The organism is Paenibacillus sp. ACRRX, from assembly GCF_022346885.1.
GTDB lineage: Bacteria > Bacillota > Bacilli > Paenibacillales > Paenibacillaceae > Paenibacillus_B.
Map to the genome: position 1 here is coordinate 488,110 of NZ_JAKRNK010000001.1, position 14,565 is coordinate 502,674.

Sequence of the window (14,565 nt, forward strand, 5' to 3'; positions counted from 1 at the left end):
AGCACAGCAATTTAAAGCTTGAACAAACATAAAGTGCCCTATATTCCACTGTATGATCAGCGGAATATAGGGCACTTATTTATCTTTTGTTAATCTATTATGTTGTAAGGATTATTAGTTGAGAGGTATGGTTGTTACTCTAGGCCATACTGGCGCATTTTATAATAAAGTGCACCTCGTGAAATACTCAACATACGTGCCGCTTTGGCTTTGTTCCCAGCTGCTCGCTTCAGTGCATCCGCAATACGGACACGTTCCATCTCTTCTGAGTGCACGCTTAAAGGAACATCAGCCTCCGTCAACTCGGAAAGCGTTGTTAGCCTAGCGTAATCAGGCAGTTCGCGCACAGATACTGCGCCGGTTCCGTTTGAATGGGCCATAAAGCAGGCATGCTCCATGGCATTTGCCAACTGCGGCATATTTCCAGGCCAATCAAACGAAGTCAGTGCTGTCAATGCGTCGGAACCCAAGGGCGGCGACTGTGCATTCAACTTTTCTGCTGCCACGTTCAGGAACATACGGGACAGCTCAGGTATGTCCTGCTTACGTTCACGCAGGGCAGGAACCTCCTGCTGCAGCATCGCATAGTACAGCTCAGGAAGCCACTGTGACAATACGGACACTTCGAGTCCATTCGCTGCAGAAGCGATAATTCGACAGGATAACGATACAGTGGACGTGCCGCCTAATCTATAAAATTTACGATCTTGCAACATCTGATAGAGCTTTTCTTGGAGCGATTGGGGCAGCAAATGTATATCTTTGAGATACAAGACACCGTCCTTCGCTTGATCCAGCTTGCCAAGACGGACTTCATCACCTTGATACCCAAATAACTCTGCTTCCAGTAAACCGTGAGGAAGCGCACCACAGCTCACCGTAACAAACAGCCCCTGCAGCTGAAGCTGCTTATGAATCCATTGTGCGATTGCACGTTTGCCTACCCCTGATTCCCCCAATAGGAGCAATGGACGCTTATGTTCTACAACAAGGCAGGCCGCATGTACTTCTTCTGGCTTAAAAGGAAACACCGCAGAAGATAATTCCTCAGCCTCCGGTTTATTATACATTTCAGCGCTTAGCTTTACGTACTGCGTTACGTTGCTTTCGATAGAGATGGCACCAATTAACTGTTCCTGTTCATCTCGCACGGGAGAGGCATTAATCATAACATGTACGCCGGGACGAGGTTCGTGATATACGTGATGTACTTCAGTACCGCTTTCCATCACTTGAAATAACATAATAGATTCCCGTTGAAAGAAGTCTCCAATTCGTTTGCCTACAATATCAGATCGTGCAATTCCGTATGTCTCTTCCGATACCCGATTCCAGTACTGCACGATTCCATCGGTATCCACGATCGTTACGGCGTCATTCGTTGTGTCTAATAGTCGCTGCAGCAGAGCATTTACATGTCTGCCAGACCAGGTATGTATCTCTTGTCCCATGATTTCCACTCCGGTTTCTGCTGTCTTTCAACTATTATGGCAAACGCCCCCTAGAAAATCAATCCATCTTACTCGTAAAACTTTTCCAAGTATTTCTTCAAAATCTATTTACATGTTCAACCAATTGTGATTATAATTAATCATCGAGGTTAAATGTGTACAAAAATTGAACACTTCAATGTTTAGGGGGAACTGTTCGACATGGAAAGCTTAATGCGAAATGCGTTTCTATTTCTGTCGAAGAATAAAGTGGCTAACCGCACCGCTAAGAAATATGGTCTCCGCTTTGGCGCCAAGCGGTTTGTAGCTGGTGTTCAAATTTCGGAAGCGGTTACAACTGTGCGTATGTTGAATGAGAAGGGGATCGTAGTTACACTGGATCACCTTGGCGAATTCATCTCCACACGTGAGGAAGCCATTGAAGCGACAGCATACAATGTACGTACGCTGCATGAGATTGCCGCTAGCGGCGTCAAGTCCAACCTGTCCTTAAAGATGACTCAGCTTGGTCTCGATATCTCTCGAGAGCTGTGCATGAGCAATATGCGTCAGATTTTGGACGCAGCCAAGCAGCATGGGAACTTTGTACGCATCGACATGGAGGATTACGCTCACAATGAAGTCACCCTAGACATTTTCCGTGAATTAAGAGAAGAATATGGCAAGACCGTCGGACTAGTTATACAGGCATATTTGTACAAGAGCCAAGCTGATATGGAACAATTATCGGTTTATAAGCCCAACCTACGACTTGTTAAGGGTGCTTATAAGGAATCACAAGAAGTCGCATTTCCACGTAAGGAAGACGTAGATCAGAACTTTATTCGTATCATTGAACAGCACCTGCTGGATGGTCATTATGCAGCAATTGCAACGCATGATGATAACGTCATTAATCACGTCAAGCAATTTGTAAAGGACCATCGCATTCCGAACAGCCAGTTTGAATTTCAGATGCTGTACGGAATCAGGGTTCAAGCGCAGCAGGAACTTGCTAATCAGGGGTATACAATGCGTGTATATGTGCCTTACGGGGACGATTGGTATGGATACTTTATGCGAAGACTGGCAGAGCGGCCTGCCAATGTAGGCTTTGTCCTCAAGTCAATGTTTAAGTCGTGATATGACAAACGTACGGATTTCTTCATTATATACATTCATTATTATTGGGAGGTACGAACTATGAGCATGATTGAATATCGTAACGAGCCATTCACTGACTTTACAATTGAAACGAACAAGCAAGCGATGGAGGCAGCCCTTCAACGCGTGGGAGCGCAGCTCGGTAGTACTTATCCATTAATAATAAACGGTGAGAAAATTAGCACGGAACGTGCGGGTACATCTATTAACCCTGGAAATACAGATCAAATTATCGGTTATGTGGCGCAGGCAGATGGTGAATTGGCTCTGAAGGCAATTGCCGCTGCGGATGCGGCATTCCAAGAGTGGCAGTATGTTGATCCAGCAGAACGTGCAGGATACTTATTTAAGGCCGCAGCTGTGATGCGTCGTCGTAAATTTGATTACTCGGCATGGCTCGTATATGAGGTTGGTAAGAACTGGGGCGAAGCAGATGCAGATGTAGCGGAAGCGATCGATTTCCTCGAATTTTATGCACGCGAGATGATTCGTCTGAGTGGCCCACAGCCATTGACGAAGCTTGCAGGCGAAGACAACCGCCTATCGTATATTGCACTTGGCGTAGGTATTGTAATCCCGCCGTGGAACTTCCCGCTTGCTATTATGGCGGGTATGTCCGTGGCAGCGATTGTGACGGGCAACACCGTTGTGCTAAAGCCAGCTTCTACTTCACCGGTCATCGCGGCAAAATTTGTCGAGCTAATGGAAGAAGTCGGCTTGCCGGCAGGTGTCTTGAACTTCATTCCGGGTTCTGGAGCTGAAATTGGTGACTTGATCGTGGATCACCCTCGCACACGGTTCGTATCCTTTACAGGCTCACGTGACGTTGGATTACGTATTAATGAACGTCTAGCCAAGCCTGCTGAAGGACAGATCTGGATGAAACGTCTAATCGCAGAAATGGGTGGGAAAGACGGCATTGTCGTCGATAACACGGCAAATGTGGAAGAAGCGGCTACCGCGATTGTAGCGTCGGCATTTGGATTCCAAGGGCAGAAATGTTCTGCTGGTTCCCGTGCAATCATTCATCAGGACGTATATGATGAAGTGTTGGAACTGGTGACAGCCAAGACGAAGCAGCTTCAAGTAGGATCTGCAGTCGCAAACGTAGCAATTGGTGCTGTTATCGACGAGAATGCATATCGTAAGACGTTGGAGTACATCGCGATAGGTGCCGAGGAAGGTAGAGTAGTAGCAGGCGGAGATGTAGCGGAAGGCAACGGCTACTACATTCAGCCGACGGTTATCGCGGATGTAAGCGAGAATGCACGAATCATGCAGGAAGAAATTTTTGGACCTGTACTTGCTGTTTGCAAAGCAGATGATTATAAGCATGCGATTCAAATATTTAACAACACGGAGTACGGGCTGACTGGCGCTGTATTCAGCGGCAATCGCGAGCATTTGGAGTATGCGCGGCAGCGTATGCACTGTGGCAACCTGTATTTTAACCGCAAGTGTACAGGGGCTCTGGTCGGAGTGCATCCATTTGGCGGATTTAACATGTCAGGTACCGATTCCAAGGCTGGAGGCCGTGATTATTTACTGCTCTTTACACAAGCAAAGCTGGTATCGGAGAAATATTAATTAAGGGGAATGCAAGCCTTCGTCTGGGAAATCCGACGGAGGCTTTTTATTGTAGTGACACATATTAGGAAATAGTAAGCGCTCACTCCTTCTATTTTTCAGGGGTTAACTGACATTAGGAGTTCACATGTTGTACGTTTCTGTAGAGAAAGCTGTTTTGATGTATAACTTTTTTCCTTGCTTGTTGGGGGGATTATCTATAATATCGATATGAAGACCGTTTTCTTGTACATGATCACCTAGCAGGAACGTGGTGTAGACAAAGGATTGGCCGCTGATGGGGATGTGGCAACTTTATTGAATAAGTAGCTTTCTACCTGCTGCTGAGAAAGTAGGTTGATACCGTTGACGCCTTTACAACGCAGAATTAAATGGAAGGCAAGTCTGACAATTGTGGGTTGGCTTGTGTTTATCCTATATGTACTCTACAGTACATACTTATTATTTTTCGGGTTTTATCGCAGTTATGGTTTAAGTGAGGGTTACTATCCTGTGAATTTAATACCATTAACAACAATATGGGAATATGCGATGCACATAACAGATTATCCTGTGTATGTGTGGTTTAACAATTTGATCGGTAATATTTTGTTGTTTGTTCCACTTGGAGCCCTTCTTCCGCTGCTGGTTAGAAGCTGCCGAGGGTGGGTAAGGATGATGCTGATTTCTTTCTTGATGACGATGTTTATTGAAGTGATGCAGTATATGCTTCAAGTCGGAACGCTTGACGTTGATGATATGCTGCTGAATGTATGCGGTGGTATGATTGGTTATGGTTGCTATAAGATCGTTCGTATGCTCCTTATTTCGTTATCACGTGTAGGCCCGCAGCAATCTCCTCCTTTACCATAAGTTCTCCTCCATCAGTCCATATCCCCAAACGACCTTTTCTATATTCTATTATTCATGTTTGAAACAATTAATAGCGTGGTGCATGTCGTTTATACCCTGAATAAGGAATAGTCTGGTAATCCCCTGTGAGATATGATAGAATTTAGAGCTTACATCATATCCAATATGAGCTGTTATCATCCTATTACAGTTGCAGAAGGGAATATTAACATGAAACCGATCCGTAATTCGACGAAAGCTATTATACAGCGTTCAGGTCACCTGTTACTAACGCAGAACATAGACCAAGAGGGTCTGTTTTATTTGTTTCCAGGCGGTGGTCAAGAACACGGTGAGCAGCTAAATGAAGCACTTATACGGGAGTGCATGGAAGAGATCGGACAGAACGTAGTTGTAGGCGAGTTAACCCATATCCGTGAGTATATTGGTGCCAATCATCAATTCAGTCTAGTGGATGGGGACATCCACCAAGTCGAGTTTTATTTTGACTGTGAGTTGGAACATGAGGCAGATACTTTTATAGGCACCAATCCTGATGAATATCAAGTTGGTGTTGAATGGATTGCCATAGACAAACTACATGAGATTCGTTTATATCCGGAACAACTAGGTCATATTTTGCAAGGAAAGAGACCTGCTGTCTGTTACTTGGGAGATACGAACTAGTAACTTTTTCAACAATTATAGGAACGTATGAACGAATCATCCGTTATATATAAGAGGACGTTATGAAGATAGCGCCGCATTTTGCGGTGTTTTTTTCATGCCAGCTAATTAAAATTTGAAAATGTAACGTGGAGGCTTCAAATGGAAATGGACAGACTTACGCAACGGCTTCATCCCGATTATATCAAAGTATCACGTATATCCGGCTGCCTCACGAATCTTATCTTGATGATTGGGTCCGCCGTATATTTGCTAATCGCTCTTCAAAAGGACTGGGTATTTTGGCCAGGTTGGATAGCACTTTGTATATTTGTATTTACGTTTGTTCTTTTTACATGGATTGTGCCTGTAGTAGAATATGAACGGTTTAAATACGAGGTATTCGAGGAAGAAGTTGAGATTCGTTCAGGATTGATCTGGATCCGAGATGTACTCATTCCGATGGTAAAAGTCCAGCACGTGGAGTTAGAGAGTGGTCCGCTAATGCGGCGTTATGGCTTGGCAGAAGTAAAGGTTGTAACGGCTGCCAGCACGCACCGGATTAAGGGGTTAAAGCAGGCGGAAGCCGAACAATTAAAACTGCAGGTTGGTAAGCTGGCAAGAGTGGTGGAAGCTGATGAATGAGCCGAAACGAATGCATCCTGTATACATGCTGTTTAATCTCATTACCTATGCGAAGGCATTATGGCCAATAGCCATCTTTTTTGTATTCAAAGATATCAATTGGCTTCAACTTCAGTGGTTTTGGTATGCTGGAATAACGGTTGGTATTGCTGCGGTCCTTGGGTTTGGCTGGATGGGGTGGCGCAGGCATACGTATCAGCTTGAAGCAGATAAGCTCGTGATTCGAAAAGGGGTATTTTTCCTTGAGGAGCGTTCGATCTACTACGGGCGCATCCATTCGGTGAATACTGAGCAGCCTTTGTTGCAGCGAATATTAGGCGTTGTGCAGCTAAAAATTGAGCTGCCTGGCGGAAAAACAGACGGTGATGGCGTCTTGCCGGCCATCTCTGCGGCGGAATCAACCCGCTTGCAAGTATGGTTAAGGGAGCAGATAAACAAAGAGGTGAGCGAGAAGGCAAGCATCGCTAATACAGTAAGTGAAGCGAATACTGGCGCTGATGAAGCAGTGCACAGTCAACAAGCAAGCCTGACTGATATCGGTTCTAATAACGTTAGCAGCAGCGCTGCATTCTCTTCTGTTCAAGGCGAGTCACCACACAAGCAAGAAACGATATTTAATATTTCGGGTAAGCTGATCGTTATGGCTGCCTTTACTTCAATTAATATAGGATTGGTACTTACTTTTATTGCAGGTATAATCTCATTAGCCGATGATATTTTACCAAAGAAGGTGTACGAGCGGACCATCGAACAGGCAACGGAGCTGCTGCCAGGCTGGTGGGGGATGGCGATAGTTGGATTTTTACTAGCTTGGCTCTTATCAGGGCTTTTGTTTGTTGTAAAGTACGGAGGGTTTCGTGTAACACGGGATGGCAGCCATATCGCCATTTCATATGGGTTGATAGAGAAGAAGGCACATACGTTTAAGGCGGAACGTGTTCAGGCAGTCATATTTAAAGAGAGCTTGCTGCAGCAGGCTTTCGGATACGGAAAATTGATGCTCCATGTTGTTTCTTCCTCCAAGCAGGAAATGATAGTCCTTCACCCTTTCATTCGCAAACAGGAATGGAGTGTGATTATGTCCGATCTGATCCCGCATCTTCATGTAGTGCCGATTGAGACCGTATGCCCTCCTCGAGCAAAATGGGTATATTTCCGAGTTGATGCTCTAATCGTGATTGCGTTATGCGCAGCTGCAATTGGCTTTTGGCACGAAGCCGGGTTATGGTCGCTCTTGATTGTACCTCTGACGATTTTATGGGATCTATTGCAGTATCGCGATACTGGCATGACCTTATCAGAGAAGCAGATTACGCTGCAGTCTAGAGAAATTGCCAGAAGTACGTATATCGTGCCCCGATCTCAGATGGTGTCGATCGTGCTTAAAGGAACGGTATTCCAACGTAAACGCAAGTTGTTATCTTTGAATGTAAAGCTAATGGGGGATGTAGCGGGCACTACTTGGGCTGTTAAGCATCTGGAGCAGGCCGATGTTGAACGCGTATATCGATGGTTTAGTCGCAGACGACATGTGTAATTTTAACTAAGGTTTTATTTTCCAAGACCCTCTTCTATTCTTAGAGAGGGTCTTTATTTGCTAGGAGCACAAAAAAGAATTGGAAATAATAAAAATTGAAGTTTCAATTGCCAAGTCAGGAAGAAGGATGTATACTTTTAATGAAAATGATTATCAATATCATACATACGAGATTATACTGCATGCTTAGGCTGGGGAGAAGCCACCATCGGAACGGAGGAACTTATTGATGAGCAACATCATCATGATTTTTGCAAGTATGACAGGTAATACCGAAGACATTGCTAAGGCAGTGGAACGCGGAATCAGAAGCACAGAGGCCGAACTCACCATGAAGGAAGTAATGGATGCTGAAGCATCTGAATTGGCTAATTACGATGGGATCGTATTAGGAGCATACACCTGGGGAGACGGAGAACTGCCAGACGAGTTCTTGGACTTCTATGACGATATGGATGAACTCAGCTTATCTGGCAAGAAAGCGATTGTGTTCGGATCATGTGATTCTTCCTACCATGCTTATGGCGCTGCTGTTGATTTATTGATTGAGAAGCTCCAATCGATAGGCTGCGAGGTTGTACTGGAAGGACTGAAGATTGAGCTGTCTCCTTCTAAGGATGAAGAAGAACAGTGCGCTCAATTTGGACGCGACTTTGTTGCCAAGTTGTAGGGCGGCGGCAAGAGCAAGGAAGTCGTCGTAGGCAGATGAAGGAATATTGAACTATTGGCGATTGATTTATTGAAACTGCTAGTCGTTCACGTTCATGCAAACTAAGAGGTATGACGCAAATGAGTAAAGGCAGTGCTCGTTCTCCATCAGGAGCGGCGCTGCCTTTGTTGTATTAGTTGTAGCGCGGCTTTCTATACTTCGTGGCAGGCTACGAAATGATTCGGCTTGGCTTCCCTGAATAAAGGTGCTTCCACCGTACAGCGTTCTGTCGCAGCTGGGCAGCGTGTACGGAAGTAGCAGCCTGATGGCGGGTTGATTGGACTCGGTAGCTCTCCTTTAAGGACGATGCGCTCTTTGGAGGCTTCGATCTCGGGATCAGGCACAGGAATAGCAGACATTAGAGCTTTTGTATAGGGATGGAGCGGGTCAGCATATAAAGTGCTGCTTTCTGCAAGCTCGACCATCTTGCCCAGATACATAACGGCAACACGATCGCTGATATGTTTGACCATGGACAGGTCATGTGCAATAAACAGATAAGTAAGGTCGAACTTCTGCTGCAATTCTTTTAACAGGTTGACGACTTGGGCTTGAATAGAGACGTCGAGCGCAGATATCGGTTCATCGCAAATAATAAATTGTGGATCAACCGCAAGGGCACGCGCGATACCGATTCGCTGTCGTTGTCCGCCTGAGAATTCATGCGGGTAACGGGTTGCATGATCGGGATTAAGTCCAACGAGATCCAATAGGTCCTCAACGCGGCGTTTACGTTCTGCGCGACTGTTAGCTAGGCGGTGGATATCCAATGCTTCGCCGATAATATCAGTAATCGTCATCCGCGGATTCAGCGAAGCATATGGGTCCTGGAAGATCATTTGCATCTGGCGGCGCATTGCTTTCATTTTAATGCTATTAAGCTGGTTTATATTGGTTCCATTAAAGGTGACGCTGCCTGCAGTTGGCTCATACAGCCGCAGTACAGTTCGACCCACAGTCGATTTGCCGCAGCCGGATTCACCAACCATCCCTAGCGTTTCACCCTTTTTTACTTCAAAACTGACATCGTTCACCGCTTTGAGAACACCACCGCGATTTACATGGAAATATTTTTTGAGTCCTTCAACCTTTAGCATTGCTTCCGTTCGTGTCATACGGTAACCTCCTGTGCCAAGGGATGCATGAGCCAGCAGCGTGCTTGATGAGAACCGCTAATATCCGTAATTTCTGGATCTTCGGTTTTGCAGATTTGCATCGCATAGTCGCAGCGAGCGCAGAATCCACAGCCTGCAGGCGGCTTAATGAGGTCAGGCGGCGTTCCGTTAATGGGAATAAGTGGTTCATTTTTCTTCTGATCAAGACGCGGCAAGGAACGCAGCAGGCCCTTTGTATAAGGGTGCTTTGGATTTTTGAATATTTCCCACTTTGTTCCGGTCTCGACCACTTTCCCTGCATACATTACGATAACTCGATCGCACAAATCGGCAACGATCCCGAGATCATGAGTGATCAAAATAATTGAGGTGCCAAACTTGGCTTGCAAGTCCTTCATAACGGACAGGATCTGCGCTTGAATCGTTACGTCCAACGCTGTAGTTGGCTCATCTGCAATAAGTAATGATGGATTGCAGGCTAACGCAATTGCGATCATCGCGCGCTGGCGCATGCCACCGGAAAATTCATGCGGATACTGTCCAAAGCGCGATGAGGCATTTGGAATGCCAACCAAGTTCAACATATCAACCGCGACTTGCTTAGCTTCCCGGCCAGAGAGTTGTTTATGCTTTTCTAATACTTCTGTAATTTGGCGTCCAATTGTCATTGTTGGATTAAGTGATGTCATGGGGTCCTGAAAGATCATACCGATATCTTTTCCACGTATACTCTGCATCCGTGATGGCTTGAGCTTCAATAAATCTTCACCCTTAAATAGAATCTGACCCTGCTTCACTTTACTGGGCGGCGAAGGCAACAATCTCATAATCGACTGAGCGGTAACGCTTTTTCCACAGCCAGATTCGCCTACGATTGCTACAGCCTCGCCAGGATTAACATGGAAGGTCACACCTCGCACGGCTTTAACCTCGCCGGCACGAACATGGAAGGAGACGTGCAAGTCGTGTACCTCTAACAATGGTTTCAATGGTTTATGCATGCCTATGCCTCCTTATTTCTTCAGCTTGGGATCAAGCGCGTCACGCAGGCCGTCACCGAACATGTTAAATGCAAGCATCGTTAAGCTGATAAGAATAGCCGGGAATAGCATACGCCAAGGATATAAAATCATGGCTTTGAGTGCATCATTAATCATCGTGCCCCATGATGCAGCTGGAAGCTGTACGCCCAACCCGAGGAAACTAAGCACTGCTTCGCTAAAGATAGCAGTAGGCACAGCCAATGTTAACGTTACGATTATGGGGCCGAGGGAATTTGGCACTAAATGACGGAATAGAATACGGGCCCCAGATGCACCAAGAGAGCGGGATGCAAGTACATACTCTTGATTTTTTAGCTGCATCATCTGTCCACGTACAATCCAAGACATATTAATCCAACCCGTGATACAAAGCGCCATAATTATTGTAAATAAACTGGGTTCAAATACAACAACAAGTAAGATGGCGACAAGCATATCAGGTACGGAATAAATAATCTCAGATATTTTGTTCATAACATCGTCTAGTCGTCCCCCGATGTAACCCATAATACCGCCGTATATTACGCCAATAAATAGATTTATAAGCGCAGCGGAAAATCCAACAATTAAGGAGATCCGGGCACCCATCCAAGTACGGGCGAACATGTCGCGGCCGAGATCGTCTGTGCCAAACCAATGTTCTGCTGATGGAGGCTGGTTGGTAAGTTCCAGATTGTTGGTATAGTAGTCATACGGTGTTATGAGGGGGCCTATTATTGCCATGATAATGAGCAGCACAAGTATGGATAAACCCATCATTGCCCCAACATTACTTCGCAACCGAAACCAGGCATCACGCCATGCAGAAATGCTTTCGCGTTCGATCGCCTCCGCCGCATGTTCGTCGATGGATATTTTGGTGAATTGTTCTGCTGAATACTGTCTGTCCGAAAGGGGCCTTTTTTTGTTGTATGAGATCATGCCGCTTTCTCCTTTCGTTTACCCAGCTTAATACGTGGATCAATAAAACCATAAGCGAGATCCGTAATGAATCGTGCGGACATCAATATTAATCCGTAAAAGATCGTAATGCCCATAATAAGCGAATAATCACGATTGCCGATACTCATTACGTAAATTTTGCCTAGGCCTGCAATCCCGAATATTTGCTCAATAATAAACGAACCAGTGATAACGTTGGCTGTAAGTGGCCCGAGATAGGTAACAACAGGCAATATACCGTTACGAAGCACGTGTCGCTGCATGACAGTCCAAGTGCTTAACCCCTTAGCTCTCGCGGTTTTGATATAGTCAGAATGTAGTACTTCTAACATATTAGAACGAGTTAAGCGTGCGATAAACGCGATTGGCAGAGCCGCAAGGGCGATTGTGGGGAGTACATAATCTTTTGCTTCCTGCAAGCCGACAACATTAAAGATCGGGAACTTGACTCCAAGCAGCCATTGTAAAATAGAAGCCATAACAAAGCTCGGAACGGATACACCTACAACAGCCAGTACCATGGCGGAAGTATCCAGCATTTTACGATGGTTAAAGGCAGCGGTCATTCCAAGGGTAACACCAACTAGTACGGAGACGATAACAGCGACAATACCCAGCTTCATAGAGAATGGGAAGGAGTCCCGAATAAATTCAACTACTTCGCGGTCTTGCATTTTCATGGAGATGCCGAGGTTACCCTGTACCAACTTGCTCAAGTAGATACCATACTGTTCAAGAACAGGTTTATCTAAGCCATAATGGGCCATAATCCGAGCTTTAATTTCAGGCGGTATATTTTTCTCGGACATAAAAGGATCGCCTGGAATGGACTTCATCAGCATAAAGGTAATCGAAGCTAGCATAAATAATGAGAGGATAAAGAAGAACATCTTGTTTAAGATATAACGAGTCATCACATTACACCACTACTCCTCTGTAAAATCATCATGGCAAAAGTCGGGACACATAGAGCCTACGCTCTATGCACCCCGACATGCTTCTCATTTGTTTATCCTATTCCAGATAGCCGCGATCAAAATGAATCATACCTTGATAGTCGATAAACACGCCTTTCACGTTAGGCTTAGTAAGACCCACTGATGTATAGTAGTAGATCGGAAGGATAGCTTGCTCATCTTCAATAAGGATCTTCTCAGCTTGTGCCATCAGATCCATGCGCTCCTTGGCATCCATGGAGGACTTAGCTTTCTTCAACAATTCATCATACTTAGGATTGCTGAAGCCGATATCGTTATTGCCGCTGCCTGTCATATAAAGGTCTAGGAATGACATTGGATCGTTGTAGTCTGTAGACCAGCCTGCACGCGCAACTTGATAGTTTAAGTTCGTACGGTTTTTCAAGAACACGCCCCACTCTTGATTCTGAATCTTGACTTTTACGTTCAGGTTTTTGTTCCACATGTCGGCAATAGCTTGTGCAATCTTTTTGTGCTTGTCATTCGTATTATGCGCAAGCTCAAATTCAAGCGTTGTCAGGCCCTCTTCTTTAAGGCCTTCTTGTAGCAACTTGTTGGCTTCTTCCAAATTCTCTTGGAAGTAATTATCTTTCACTTCGGAACGGAATTCGTCATTCTGTCCGGCGATACCAGGTGATACGATTCCGAATGCAGGAATTTCTCCACTTAACGTTACTTTATCAATGAGCAACTGACGGTTGATAGCCATGGATAAGGCACGGCGTATTTTCTTGTTGGAGAAAGGCTTTTGCTTATTGTTGAATAAGTAGTAATAAGTAGAAGCAACCCCTTTAATATGAAGCTCATCCTTCTTTGTTTGCTGAAGGACTGGAATTTGCTCAGTAGGAACCTCACCTGTAGGCATACCGCTATAATCAAGTACGTTGGTTTCATACATGTTTAGCTCAGACGAACCTTCTGATACAATAGATACTTGTACCTTTGTAAATTTCACTTCGTCTTTGGCATAGTAGTTGTTGTTTTTAGCGAGTTCAAGGGAGGATTGTTTCACCCATTTGCTTACAGAGAATGGCCCGTTTGAAATAATCGAACTGGCTTCTGAAGCCCATTTGGGATTGTCTTTTACAGATTGATGCACGGGAAAGAACGTTTGGAATGACAGTAAGCTTAAGAAGTAAGCTGTCGGACTTTCTAATTGCACTTCTAATGTGTTGGCGTCTATCGCTTTTACGCCGACTTGGTTAGGGTCTGTAATTTTAGTTTTGGTGTAAGCGGCATCTTTATGTTTATTGTATCCTTCGGCGTTCTTGATGTAGTAGAGTTGGTAGGCGTAAGGAGGAGCGGGTTGAAAATCAGGGTCTAGCACACGTTTCCAAGCGAACTCATAATCATTTGCGGTGACAGGATCGCCATTGGACCATTTTGCGTCTTTACGGATGTGGAAGGTGTATTTGGTGCCATCAGGGGAGATCTCCCATTTCTCTGCAGTGCCCTCAATTGGTTTTCCTTTCTCATCTGAACGTGTCAAGCCTTCAAATAAAGCGCCTAGCAATGCAAATGAGGTAGAATCTTGAGCTTGACCTGGGTCTAGAGATGGTGGCTCAGAAATCGAGTTGAAGCGGAATACTTGCTCTTTGGCGGGTTCATTTTTGTTCTCATTGGATTTCTCTTCGTTCTTTGCCTCTTCTTTAGCAGGTGTGGAGCTACCTCCGCAAGCGCTTACAAACGCACTTACTGCCAACAGCAATGTCAGGACTAGCAGCATGGATTTTTTTTTCATGCTTTGTGTGTTCCCCTCTCTAGGTAATATCGTTGGTAACCATCGTCAAATTACGCAAGGCTGTCTAGGCATCGAGGGAAATAATTGACAGCTGGTTTGTACCATATAATAGCACATGCTTTTCTTTTCGTCTGCTCTTTTTTGCAAAAAATTTTAAAAATGTCTACTCAACAGATGC

At 45.0% G+C, this 14,565-nt stretch carries 13 protein-coding genes; 7 read left to right on the top strand and 6 right to left on the bottom strand.

What is annotated here, in order from left to right:
- Positions 1-134: 134 nt before the first annotated feature.
- Entirely contained in the window at positions 135-1,451 is a 1,317-nt protein-coding gene (locus MH117_RS02105) for a sigma 54-interacting transcriptional regulator (protein ID WP_239326889.1), read from the bottom strand.
- 201 nt (positions 1,452-1,652) lie between these two features.
- Between MH117_RS02105 and MH117_RS02110 the strand changes: the two genes are divergently transcribed.
- The 7 genes from MH117_RS02110 (at position 1,653) to MH117_RS02140 (ending at position 8,530) form a co-directional block, all read left to right on the top strand.
- Entirely contained in the window at positions 1,653-2,573 is a 921-nt protein-coding gene (locus MH117_RS02110) for a proline dehydrogenase family protein (protein WP_239326891.1), read from the top strand.
- 60 nt (positions 2,574-2,633) lie between these two features.
- Entirely contained in the window at positions 2,634-4,181 is a 1,548-nt protein-coding gene (gene pruA, locus MH117_RS02115; RefSeq protein ID WP_239326893.1) for an L-glutamate gamma-semialdehyde dehydrogenase, read from the top strand.
- A 345-nt stretch (positions 4,182-4,526) separates the two neighbouring features.
- A complete protein-coding gene (locus MH117_RS02120; RefSeq protein WP_239326895.1) occupies positions 4,527-5,033 on the top strand; it encodes a VanZ family protein in 507 nt (168 codons plus the stop codon).
- A 210-nt stretch (positions 5,034-5,243) separates the two neighbouring features.
- Complete coding sequence (locus MH117_RS02125; protein WP_239326897.1) at positions 5,244-5,699, top strand: NUDIX domain-containing protein; 456 nt, start codon at positions 5,244-5,246, stop codon at positions 5,697-5,699.
- A gap of 141 nt (positions 5,700-5,840) precedes the next feature.
- Positions 5,841-6,323 (top strand): PH domain-containing protein, encoded by a 483-nt coding sequence (locus MH117_RS02130; protein WP_239326899.1) that lies wholly within the window; start codon positions 5,841-5,843, stop codon positions 6,321-6,323.
- Entirely contained in the window at positions 6,316-7,860 is a 1,545-nt protein-coding gene (locus tag MH117_RS02135) for a PH domain-containing protein (protein WP_239326900.1), read from the top strand. The genes MH117_RS02130 and MH117_RS02135 overlap by 8 nt, the downstream gene beginning before the upstream one ends.
- 229 nt (positions 7,861-8,089) lie before the next feature.
- Positions 8,090-8,530: a flavodoxin gene (locus tag MH117_RS02140; RefSeq protein ID WP_239326901.1), complete on the top strand. Its 441-nt coding sequence runs from the start codon at positions 8,090-8,092 to the stop codon at positions 8,528-8,530.
- A gap of 191 nt (positions 8,531-8,721) precedes the next feature.
- Here MH117_RS02140 and MH117_RS02145 read toward each other — a convergent pair whose 3' ends face one another.
- From MH117_RS02145 to MH117_RS02165, 5 genes are all read right to left on the bottom strand, one after another.
- Entirely contained in the window at positions 8,722-9,684 is a 963-nt protein-coding gene (locus MH117_RS02145) for an ABC transporter ATP-binding protein (RefSeq protein WP_239326902.1), read from the bottom strand.
- Complete coding sequence (locus MH117_RS02150) at positions 9,681-10,673, bottom strand: ABC transporter ATP-binding protein (RefSeq protein WP_275444513.1); 993 nt, start codon at positions 10,671-10,673, stop codon at positions 9,681-9,683. The genes MH117_RS02145 and MH117_RS02150 overlap by 4 nt, the downstream gene beginning before the upstream one ends.
- A gap of 24 nt (positions 10,674-10,697) precedes the next feature.
- A complete protein-coding gene (locus MH117_RS02155; RefSeq protein ID WP_239326904.1) occupies positions 10,698-11,648 on the bottom strand; it encodes an ABC transporter permease in 951 nt (316 codons plus the stop codon).
- A complete protein-coding gene (locus tag MH117_RS02160; RefSeq protein WP_239326905.1) occupies positions 11,645-12,583 on the bottom strand; it encodes an ABC transporter permease in 939 nt (312 codons plus the stop codon). Before MH117_RS02160 ends, MH117_RS02155 begins: the two co-directional genes overlap by 4 nt.
- Before the next feature lie 100 nt (positions 12,584-12,683).
- Positions 12,684-14,387, bottom strand: coding sequence for a peptide ABC transporter substrate-binding protein (locus tag MH117_RS02165; RefSeq protein ID WP_239326906.1), 1,704 nt, complete (start codon positions 14,385-14,387; stop codon positions 12,684-12,686).
- Between the last annotated feature and the right edge of the window lie 178 nt (positions 14,388-14,565).

Bases quoted from the DNA above. Each gene is read 5' to 3' on its own strand.
- MH117_RS02105 (WP_239326889.1), bottom strand. From the start codon at position 1,451: ATGGGACAAGAGATACATACCTGGTCTGGCAGACATGTAAATGCTCTG.
- MH117_RS02110 (WP_239326891.1), top strand. From the start codon at position 1,653: ATGGAAAGCTTAATGCGAAATGCGTTTCTATTTCTGTCGAAGAATAAA.
- pruA (WP_239326893.1), top strand. From the start codon at position 2,634: ATGAGCATGATTGAATATCGTAACGAGCCATTCACTGACTTTACAATT.
- MH117_RS02125 (WP_239326897.1), top strand. From the start codon at position 5,244: ATGAAACCGATCCGTAATTCGACGAAAGCTATTATACAGCGTTCAGGT.
- MH117_RS02130 (WP_239326899.1), top strand. From the start codon at position 5,841: ATGGAAATGGACAGACTTACGCAACGGCTTCATCCCGATTATATCAAA.
- MH117_RS02135 (WP_239326900.1), top strand. From the start codon at position 6,316: ATGAATGAGCCGAAACGAATGCATCCTGTATACATGCTGTTTAATCTC.
- MH117_RS02140 (WP_239326901.1), top strand. From the start codon at position 8,090: ATGAGCAACATCATCATGATTTTTGCAAGTATGACAGGTAATACCGAA.
- MH117_RS02145 (WP_239326902.1), bottom strand. From the start codon at position 9,684: ATGACACGAACGGAAGCAATGCTAAAGGTTGAAGGACTCAAAAAATAT.
- MH117_RS02155 (WP_239326904.1), bottom strand. From the start codon at position 11,648: ATGATCTCATACAACAAAAAAAGGCCCCTTTCGGACAGACAGTATTCA.
- MH117_RS02160 (WP_239326905.1), bottom strand. From the start codon at position 12,583: ATGACTCGTTATATCTTAAACAAGATGTTCTTCTTTATCCTCTCATTA.
- MH117_RS02165 (WP_239326906.1), bottom strand. From the start codon at position 14,387: ATGAAAAAAAAATCCATGCTGCTAGTCCTGACATTGCTGTTGGCAGTA.